General features: G+C 62.3%; 8 protein-coding genes. 2 read left to right on the top strand and 6 right to left on the bottom strand.

What is annotated here, in order from left to right; translation table 11 throughout:
* The 6 genes from ACTHN9_RS19990 to ACTHN9_RS19965 form a co-directional block, all read right to left on the bottom strand.
* On the bottom strand, positions 1-756 hold a 756-nt coding region (locus ACTHN9_RS19990; RefSeq protein WP_440538510.1), incomplete at its 3' end, for an ABC transporter ATP-binding protein.
* Between the two features lie 25 nt (positions 757-781).
* Positions 782-1,951 (bottom strand): ABC transporter permease subunit, encoded by a 1,170-nt coding sequence (locus tag ACTHN9_RS19985; RefSeq protein WP_440538509.1) that lies wholly within the window; start codon positions 1,949-1,951, stop codon positions 782-784.
* Positions 1,952-1,969: 18 nt separating this feature from the next.
* Positions 1,970-2,920: a branched-chain amino acid ABC transporter permease gene (locus tag ACTHN9_RS19980; protein WP_440538508.1), complete on the bottom strand. Its 951-nt coding sequence runs from the start codon at positions 2,918-2,920 to the stop codon at positions 1,970-1,972.
* A gap of 228 nt (positions 2,921-3,148) precedes the next feature.
* Positions 3,149-3,889, bottom strand: a complete 741-nt coding sequence (locus ACTHN9_RS19975) for a hypothetical protein (RefSeq protein ID WP_440538507.1) — start codon at positions 3,887-3,889, stop codon at positions 3,149-3,151.
* A 362-nt stretch (positions 3,890-4,251) separates the two neighbouring features.
* Positions 4,252-5,217 (bottom strand): 4-hydroxy-3-methylbut-2-enyl diphosphate reductase, encoded by a 966-nt coding sequence (ispH, locus tag ACTHN9_RS19970; RefSeq protein ID WP_440538506.1) that lies wholly within the window; start codon positions 5,215-5,217, stop codon positions 4,252-4,254.
* Positions 5,218-5,219: 2 nt separating this feature from the next.
* The gene (locus ACTHN9_RS19965; RefSeq protein ID WP_440538505.1) at positions 5,220-5,675 is read right to left on the bottom strand and encodes an FKBP-type peptidyl-prolyl cis-trans isomerase; all 456 of its coding nucleotides are present in this window, start codon (positions 5,673-5,675) and stop codon (positions 5,220-5,222) included.
* 233 nt (positions 5,676-5,908) lie between these two features.
* Here ACTHN9_RS19965 and radC point away from each other — a divergent pair, with 233 nt between their 5' ends.
* Positions 5,909-6,616, top strand: coding sequence for a RadC family protein (radC, locus tag ACTHN9_RS19960; RefSeq protein ID WP_440538504.1), 708 nt, complete (start codon positions 5,909-5,911; stop codon positions 6,614-6,616).
* Positions 6,617-7,005: 389 nt separating this feature from the next.
* Positions 7,006-7,067, top strand: a 62-nt coding sequence (locus tag ACTHN9_RS19955) for a large ribosomal subunit protein bL28 (protein ID WP_440538511.1), incomplete at its 3' end; no start/stop codon positions are given.

Genomic DNA, 7,067 nt, shown 5'->3' with positions numbered 1-7,067 from the left:
ATATGCCTCAATCACCTTCGGGTTCTTCTGCACGTCTTGCGGCAGACCTTCAGCGATCACCTTGCCGTAATCGAGCACCGTCATGCGGTTGCACAGGTGCATCACGAGTTTCACGTCGTGTTCGATCAACAAAATCGTCTTGCCGTCGTCGCGGATCTTTTCCAGCAGACGCGTAAGCTCGACCTTCTCCGTCGCGTTCATCCCCGCCGCCGGCTCGTCCAGTGCGAGCAGCTTCGGATCCGTGGCCAATGCACGTGCGATCTCCAGACGGCGCTGGTGGCCGTACGAGAGGTTGCGCGACGTGTAATCGGCGTATTGCAGCACGCCCACGTACTCGAGCAGCTCGAGCGCGCGCTCCTTGATCTCGCGCTCTTCCTGACGCTCGGCCGGCGTCTGAAACACCGCGCCCAGCAGCCCGTGCTTCGTGCGCACGTGACGGCCCACCATCACGTTCTCCAGCGCGGTCATGCCGCCGAACAAACGAATGTTCTGGAACGTACGGGCGATGCCGGCCTGCGCCACTTGGTGCACGGCGGTGGGCGTGTAGTCCTTGCCGTCGAGCTTGAAATCGCCCGAATCGGGCGTGTACAGGCCCGTAATCACGTTAAAGAACGTGGTCTTGCCGGCGCCGTTCGGGCCGATCAAACCGTAGATCGTGCCTTCTTCGATCTGAAGGCCCACGTCCGACAGCGCTTGCAGGCCGCCGAAACGCTTGTTCACGCCCTTGACGGACAAACGAATGCTTTTGTTGCTCATAGATAGACTCCCGTTCCGTCGAGCGTTAAGCGCGCGCCGGCTTCTTGGCGTTGCGCTTGGCCAATTTCGCGATCTTGTCCTCGTGCTTCGGAGCGGGCCACAAGCCTTCCGAGCGGTACAGCATGATGAGCACCATCGCCAGGCCGTACAGCAGCTGACGGATCACTTCCGTATCCAGAATCTGATGGCCGAAGAGCCAATGCTGCAGCGGACCCATCGTCGAGCGCAGGAATTCCGGGAAGATCGCCAGCAGCACGGCGCCCAGAATCACGCCGGGGATGTGGCCCATCCCGCCGAGCACCACGCAAGCGAGCACCACGACCGATTCCCAGAACGTGAACGACTCGGGCGAGACGAACCCTTGGAAGCCGCCGAACATCGCACCCGAAAGGCCGCCGAACGAAGCGCCCATCGCGAACGCGAGCAGCTTCACGTTACGCACATTGATGCCCATCGCCTTGGCAGCGATTTCGTCTTCGCGGATCGCGGCCCAAGCACGGCCGATACGCGAGTGTTGCAAGCGCGTACACACCCAGATCACGAACAGCGAGCACAGCACGAACAGGTAGTAGTACGAGTACACCGACGGCAACGAGAAGCCGAACAGCGTGTGCGTTTGCGCCAAGCTGAAGCCCGCGACGTGCACCGGATCGACACCGGTAATCCCTTGCGGCCCGTTCGTGATGTTGATCGGACGGTCCAGGTTGTTCATGAAGATCCGAACGATTTCCCCGAAGCCGAGCGTCACGATCGCCAGGTAGTCGCCGCGCAGACGCAGCGTCGGCGCACCGAGCAGCACGCCGAACAATGCCGCCAGGCCCATCGCGATCGGCACGATGATGAAATACGACAGATGGATGCCGTTCGGCCAGATGTGGCCGATCCAAGCGAACTGCGTGGACAAGTGCGGCGACGTGAGCAGTGCCGCCGTGTATGCGCCCACCGCATAGAACGCGATGTAGCCCAAGTCCAGCAGGCCGGCGAAACCCACCACCACGTTCAGGCCCAGGGCCAGCATCACATAGAGCATCGCGAAGTCGAGCACGCGCACCCAGTAATTGCCGCCGGCCGCGCCGATGATCAACGGCGCCGCGATGACGAAGATAGCCGTCAGCACACCCACGACGAGCGATTTCGTGGCATTTTTCTCGGGGATGAGCGTCGTGGACGGCTCGATCGGTTGAATTGAAGTCATTTTGCTTTGCTCCTTGCCTTACGCGCGATCCGCGACACGTTCGCCCAGCAGGCCCGACGGACGGAAAACCAGCACGACGATCAGCACGACGAATGCGAACACGTCCTGGTAGTTACTGCCGAACACGCCACCGGTCAGATTGCCGATGTAGCCTGCGCCCAGCTGTTCGATGAGGCCCAGCACCACGCCGCCGACCATCGCGCCGCCGAGGTTGCCGATCCCGCCGAGCACCGCGGCGGTGAACGCCTTCATGCCGGGGATGAAGCCCATGTAGAAGTGGACGTTGCCGTATTCGGAGGCGATCATCACGCCGGCCAAGGCAGCAAGGGCCGAGCCGATCATGAAGGTGGCCGAGATCACGAAGTTCGGGTTCACGCCCATCAGGCTCGCGACGTTCGGATTTTCGGCGATCGCACGCATCGCGCGGCCGAGCTTGGTCTTGTGCACGAGCAGGAGCAGCGCGCCCATCATCAGGAACGCGACGACGATGATCGTGATTTCAGTCATCGAGATCACGGCACCGACGGACGTGTCGGTCGCCTTGATGACGTTGATCGGATCGGTCGAGATCAATTGCGGGAACGGGAGCGGATTGCGCGACCAGATCATCATGGCCAGCGTTTCCAGCAGAATCGACACGCCGATGGCGGTGATCAGCGGGGCCAGACGCGGAGCGCGACGCAGCGGCCGATAGGCCGTCCGCTCGATGACGTACCCGACGATCGCGCAAACGACCGCGGCGACAACGAGCCCGATGATGAGCGTCGGTATGTTGCCGAGCCCGGGAAAGTGATTGTGCAGCACGTTGATGGTCGATAGAGCGACCATCGCACCGACCATCAGCACGTCGCCGTGGGCGAAGTTGATGATGCCCAAGATGCCGTACACCATCGTATAGCCGAGTGCAATGATGGCGTAGACGCTACCAAGCACCAGACCGTTGAGGATCTGCTGGATGAAGATATCCATTTAAAGCTCCTTAGCCCGTGCGACTGGATCTTCGCTTCGCGCCGGTTGTAACGCGGACGGTCGGCGAAAACCGCAACGGCACTGCGGGTACTGATCAAAAAAAACCGGTAAGGGTCGGCCGCCCCACGGATACCGCTCGAAACCGTGATTCGGCGGCAGACCCGTTAAGGCGGATGCAAAAACGGCACCGTCGGGTATTCGGTGCCGTCGCGTTGCCATGCTCCGTCACTACACCTTCACGACGTCGAGAACCGCGCGTACGCTGTCCTTGAAGTCGTGAAGCGTAATGTCGCCATCTCGCGAACCGCCCTGAACGCCGAGGGTGATGAGGGCCGGCCTCGCACGCGTGTGCGGGGTGATCATCGCCTTCGGCATGTTGGGCGCCTCGATCGAGGCAGCGCACTGCTTTGTGTCGAGTGCCGCGTGAACGGCATCCGACGCCACCGTGCGGAAGCGGCCTTCGCCAAGCTGCGCGAAGCCTGCATCCTGGTGTCGGCACGCGGGCATTGAGCCTGCCTGCAAACCGACGCGATCCCGCCGCGCACCGGGCGCGGACGACATCTCCTTGCCGGCACGCACGCCGCCCGCAAGGATTGTTGCTCCGATTTCGAGCGCGGCCTGCGTTGCAGAGCACACACTCGTCGAAAATTTTCCGCCAATCGCGCACGCGCTCGATTCGGAGCGTTCGCTGCGGATGGGGAGAATCGCCGACGCCGGCGTGCGACCACGCACGAGCCGATGAAGGCGGGCCGGCCGCGCGCGGCCACTCAACCGCGCCGCAACCTGCTTTTTGTTTTGTTTGTCCGGAAAGTGAGACGCAGGGGCTGCCGCCAACCACGCGGTTTGCCCCGAGGTGACGATAGTCGCCGTTTCATTCGTCGACACCGCGACGGCCCATGCCGCGACACCGATGCTCGCCTCGCCGCCTTTCGTCTTGCTCGATGCGGCGGAAGCAAACTTGACTTGCATTAACTAGGTCTCCTGCGCCTTGCTCTTACCGATGCCAAAAGGCCCGGGGACCTTGAGGACGCGCGCATTGTAACTCTAATTATCGAACGGCCAATATGCTGAGCCGCCAGGGTTTTCCTGCATTGCAACCTTTTTTTGAGGCCCTTATTTGGTGCAAGTCGCAACCTGGTTGCGACTTTCGAGCGTTTATTGGGAGCAACCTTCCGGGACGGCGGCCCATCGTCAAATAAAAAAGCGCGCCACAGTCGGACGCGCCTTTCTTGAAAATATATCGAATTAGGGGAAAACCCCGAGATCGGATCCGACGCAAAAATCATTGCTGCTGCGCGGACCCATCTGTTTCTTATCTATCTGCTTCTTTATTAGCTCGGCAGCGTGAGCCCGCGCGGCAGGGGAAACGCGATGTTCTCCTCGATCCCCTCGAGCGCGCGGACGTTGCGCGCGCCAACTTGCCGCAGCCGCTCGATCACGGCCTGAGCCAGCACCTCGGGGGCAGATGCACCGGCGGTCACGCCGATGCGCCGCTTGCCTTCCACCCAGGCGGGATCGATCTGATCGGGCGAGTCCACCATATAGGCCGGCACACCGCGCTTTTCGGCCACTTCCCGCAACCGGTTCGAGTTCGAACTATTGGGACTGCCGACGACGATCACGACATCGCACTGAGGCGCCATGAATTTGACGGCGTCCTGGCGATTTTGCGTCGCATAGCAAATGTCTTGCTTCTTCGGCTCCCGAATCGACGGGAAGCGCGCCTTCAACGCGGCGATCAGGTGGGCGGCGTCGTCGACCGACAGCGTCGTCTGCGTGACGAAGGCGATTCGCGACGGGTCGTCCACCTCGAGCGCGTTGACATCTTCGACGCTCTCGACGAGATACATGCGCTCGCCGCACTGCCCCATCGTGCCCTCCACTTCGGGGTGCCCCTTGTGGCCGATCATGACGATGTCGAGCCCTTCCTGTCGCATCTTCGCCACTTCGATGTGAACCTTCGTGACGAGCGGACACGTGGCGTCGTAAATGCGCAGGCCGCGCGTCTCGGCTTCCTCTCGGACCGCCTTGGAAACACCGTGCGCACTAAATATCACGGTGCTGCCCGCGGGCACTTCCTCGAGTTGCTCGACGAAGACCGCACCCTTCTTACGCAGATCCTCGACAACGTACGCGTTGTGCACGATCTCGTGACGAACGAAGATCGGCGCGCCGAAGAGCGCGATGGCACGCTCGACGATCTCGATGGCCCGATCGACGCCGGCGCAAAAGCCGCGCGGCTGCGCGAGCAAGATTTCCGCCTCGGCAGCGGCGAGAGAAGTATCCGTGAGGCTCATAGCTACAGAATTCCGATGATGTGCACTTCGAACGTCAACGCCTGACCGGCGAGCGGGTGATTGAAATCGAACAGGGCCGACGTTTCGCCCACTTCCTTGAGCACACCCGCATAGCGGCCGCCGCTCGGCGCATTGAATTCGATGAGGTCGCCCGGGGAGAAATCCTCGCCGACCATACCGTTCTCGCGCAACGTGGCGAGCGACACGCGCTGGATGAGATCGGGGTTGCGCGGGCCGAACGCCTGCCCTTCGGCTAGCCGGAAGGTCGAATGGTCGCCCGTCTTCATCCCGATGAGAATGTCCTCGAGCGGTTCGGCCAGTTGCCCGGCGCCCAGCAGCAGCGTCGCCGGCTTGTCGCCGAACGTATTGACGATGTCGGCGCCGTCGGCAAGTGCAAGCCGGTAGTGGAGCGTGACATGCGAACCGGCCTTCACTTCTGAAATATCGATGATGCTCATGCTGTTACTCGTTGGGCAAACGGGACTTGCGCGGCGCGAAGGGGCATGGGCGCGGAGCCGCACGCCTGGGCGCCCGGCAATGGCGATTCCACGGATGGCCGCCCCACGGATGGCCTCCCCACGGATGGCCTCCCCACGCAAAGTCTCTATTGTAAGCCACCTCGTGTCGGGCAGCGTGCGCCCATCCGCGCACCGGCCGTCCCGCTCGACAACCGGTATTGGGAGGATGACAGATGCAAGATAGTTCCGCCGTAGTCAAGCGCCCGGCGCGCGCCGCAGCCGCAGCCGCACGCGACATGCCGCGCGAGCGGCTGTTTGGCGCGGGCCCAGCCGTGCTCTCCGACACCGAACTCATCGCGATCTTCCTCGGTTGCGGGCTGCCGGGTCACGACGTCTTCGAAGTCGCGCGCTCATTGCTGAAACGCTTCGGCTCGCTGCGCGCGATGCTCGACGCCACACGAGCCGATTTCGACGGCCTGCGCGGCATCGGGCCGGCGAAGATAGCGGTGTTGCTGGCCGTCATCGAAATGGCGCGGCGCGCGTTGGCCGAACAAGCGCGGGAGCTGCCGCTCGTCGATTCGACGGCCGCTGTCCGCGATTACGTGCGGCTATTGATCGGCACGCGGCCCTACGAGGTGTTCGTGTGCCTGTTCCTCGATGCGCGGCACCGGCTGATCGACACCGAGGAAAGTTCGCGCGGTTCGCTCACCCGCCTCGCCGTCTATCCGCGCGAGATCGTGCGGCGCGCGCTCGAAACCAACGCCGCGAGCCTCATCGTCGCGCATAATCATCCGTCCGGCGCGGTCAAGCCGAGTGCGAGCGATCGCCAACTCACACGCGTGCTGCGCGATGCGCTCGGGCTGATCGACGTGCGGCTCGTCGACCACCTCGTGGTCGGCCGCCACGATGTGTTTTCGTTCGCTCACGCCGGCTGGCTCTGAAAGGAAACGAGGTCGCCGCCGGCCCGCCCACACATAAGCGCAAATTCGATTTGATTTTTCGGCGGTTTTTCTGCTAGAATCGCCGTCTGCCTGTTTCCAACCCCGTTCAGAAGCTTGGGGGGAGGTCGCCGCCATCGGTTGCGATTGGTTGCGATCGGCTTGTCGTGCCCTTTATTGATCTTTCGGTATCTTTAGGGCCGCCCGCCGTCTACCATCCATCGCTTTCACGCGGCTTAGTTTGGTCGGAGTTTGGTTGGTAAGCGCCATCGCGGTGCATACCCTACCCCGATCCCACTAGGAACGGCGAGAAAAGCGGCGGTGTCGACCTTTCCTGTTAGGCCCGACCCAGGCTTGAACCCCGAATTTAAGCGTTTTAGGAGTGCTCTCATATGGCACGCGTATGCCAAGTAACTGGGAAAGCGCCGATGAGCGGCAACAACGTTTCCCACGC

Source organism: Trinickia sp., assembly GCF_051953405.1.
Lineage (GTDB): Bacteria > Pseudomonadota > Gammaproteobacteria > Burkholderiales > Burkholderiaceae > Trinickia.
Note: the sequence above shows the minus strand (reverse complement) of the source record. Positions and strands in the feature narration are given on the sequence as shown.

Excerpts from the sequence above, each read along its gene's own strand:
- ispH (WP_440538506.1), bottom strand. The coding sequence starts at position 5,217 with ATGAGCCTCACGGATACTTCTCTCGCCGCTGCCGAGGCGGAAATCTTG.
- ACTHN9_RS19965 (WP_440538505.1), bottom strand. The coding sequence starts at position 5,675 with ATGAGCATCATCGATATTTCAGAAGTGAAGGCCGGTTCGCATGTCACG.
- ACTHN9_RS19975 (WP_440538507.1), bottom strand. The coding sequence starts at position 3,889 with ATGCAAGTCAAGTTTGCTTCCGCCGCATCGAGCAAGACGAAAGGCGGC.
- radC (WP_440538504.1), top strand. The coding sequence starts at position 5,909 with ATGCAAGATAGTTCCGCCGTAGTCAAGCGCCCGGCGCGCGCCGCAGCC.
- ACTHN9_RS19985 (WP_440538509.1), bottom strand. The coding sequence starts at position 1,951 with ATGACTTCAATTCAACCGATCGAGCCGTCCACGACGCTCATCCCCGAG.
- ACTHN9_RS19980 (WP_440538508.1), bottom strand. The coding sequence starts at position 2,920 with ATGGATATCTTCATCCAGCAGATCCTCAACGGTCTGGTGCTTGGTAGC.